We start from the raw sequence: 1,766 nt of genomic DNA, 5'->3' as shown, positions 1-1,766 counted from the left end.
TCACCAGGATGCGGTCGCAGATGCCGATCAATTCCTGCATCTCCGAAGAGATGACGATGCAGGCCTTGCCCTTGGCCACAAGCTCCTGGATGAAGGCATAGATCTGCGCCTTGTTGGCGATGTCGATGCCACGCGTGGGCTCGTCGATAATGACCACCGAAGGATCGGTCAGCAGCACCTTCGCCAGCAGCAGCTTCTGCTGATTGCCCCCGGAAAGCTGGGCCGCTTTGGCGCCGAGGCTCTTCAGCCTGATGTCATATGTCTCCACGGCCTGTTCCAGGGCTTGCGCTTCGCGGCGCCGACCCATCGAGAGGCCGGGATGGAACACATCGAGCGCCGACAGCGTCAGGTTAGGCGCCAAGTGCTCTTGCAGCAGCAGTCCCTTGCCCTTGCGATCCTCGGTCAGGTAACCGACGCCGGCGTCGATCGCCGCGCGCGGCGATTGGAAATGGACCGACTTGCCCTCAAGTTCGATCTTGGCAACTGCCGGGCGCAAGCCGATAATGCCCTCGAAGAGTTCGGTTCGGCCTGCGCCGACCATACCGGCGAACCCCAGGATCTCGCCCTTGTGGACCGTGAACGACACGTCCTCCACATAGCCGGGAACGGAGGCGTTCCTCACGCTCAGCATCGGTACATCCGAAGGCGCTGCGGTTCTCTCAGGATAGAGCGCTGCCAGTTCGCGCCCGACCATCAGCCGCGCCATGTCCATCTGGCTCAGCGTCTTGCCGGGATAGGTGCCGACCATCTTGCCGTCGCGCAGAACGGTCACTTTGTCTGCGACCCGCTGCACCTCATCCAACCGGTGGCTGATATAGAGCACGGCGGTGCCGTGAGCCTTGAGTTGCAGGACGATCTCCAGCAGGCGCTCGACCTCGCCACCGGTCAGAACGGCGGTCGGCTCGTCGAAGATAACCACCTTGTGGTCGTCAAGCAGGGCGCGAGCGATCTGCACCATCTGCCGGTCTGCCAGCGAAACGTCGCGCACCAGTGCCCTTGGCGAGACCGCGCAGCCGATCTGCGCCAGTTTCTCGGTTGCCAGCCGGCGCATGGTGCGGTCATCCACGACATGGCCACGCGAAAGCTCTCGCCCAAGAAACAGATTGTCGGTGACCGTGAGCCCCTCGGCGAGCAGGATCTCCTGATGAACCAAAGCGATACCGGCATCCTGTGCTTGGGCAGGCTTGGCAAATTTCACCGCGTGTCCGTTCATCGACAACGTGCCGTGGCTTGGCTCGACATAGCCGGACAGCAGCCGCATCAACGTCGACTTGCCGGCACCGTTCTCGCCAATGATGGCATGGATCTCTCCCGGCAGGACGTCCAGGGTGACGTCCGACAGCACCGTCACTGGGCCGTATTGCTTGGACAATTCCTGGGCGCGCAGCACCGGTTCAAGCGAACCAGGCGCTTCGCTGGACAACGTGCTCCCGCCCTCCCCGGCGATATTCGCGGCAATGGACATCCGTTCCGACCTCAATCGAATGCCGGGAGCAGGCGATCGCGCGAGTGCTCGATATGGATGCGCATCGCCTTTTCGGCGGCATCGGGATCGGCCGAGCCGAACGCGGCAAGGATCGCCTCGTGTTCGTCAAGCGCCTCCTCGGTCACGCGTGCATGGAACATCAGGCGGAAGATGTGGAAGTGCGTGTGCTGGTGGCTCAACGTCTCACGGATGAGTTCGTTTTGAGAAAACTCCATGATCTTGTCGTGGAAGATCGCATCCTGTCTGGCGAAATTCGAATAGCGCACGCGATCATCCTTGC

At 61.9% G+C, this 1,766-nt stretch carries 2 protein-coding genes; both read right to left on the bottom strand.

The features are described from left to right. Nucleotides 1-1,465 (bottom strand): sugar ABC transporter ATP-binding protein (locus ENZ75_RS30790; RefSeq protein ID WP_164888139.1); only part of this gene is annotated, 1,465 nt, incomplete at its 3' end. 11 nt (nt 1,466-1,476) lie between these two features. Next, nucleotides 1,477-1,766 (bottom strand): FCD domain-containing protein (locus ENZ75_RS30785; protein WP_164888138.1); only part of this gene is annotated, 290 nt, incomplete at its 5' end.

The organism is Mesorhizobium sp. M7A.F.Ca.CA.002.04.1.1 (genome assembly GCF_004022805.1).
In the GTDB taxonomy this organism is placed as follows: Bacteria; Pseudomonadota; Alphaproteobacteria; order Rhizobiales; family Rhizobiaceae; genus Mesorhizobium; species Mesorhizobium ciceri.
The sequence above is the reverse complement of the archived record's forward strand: the minus strand, read 5'-3'. Positions and strand labels throughout refer to the sequence as shown.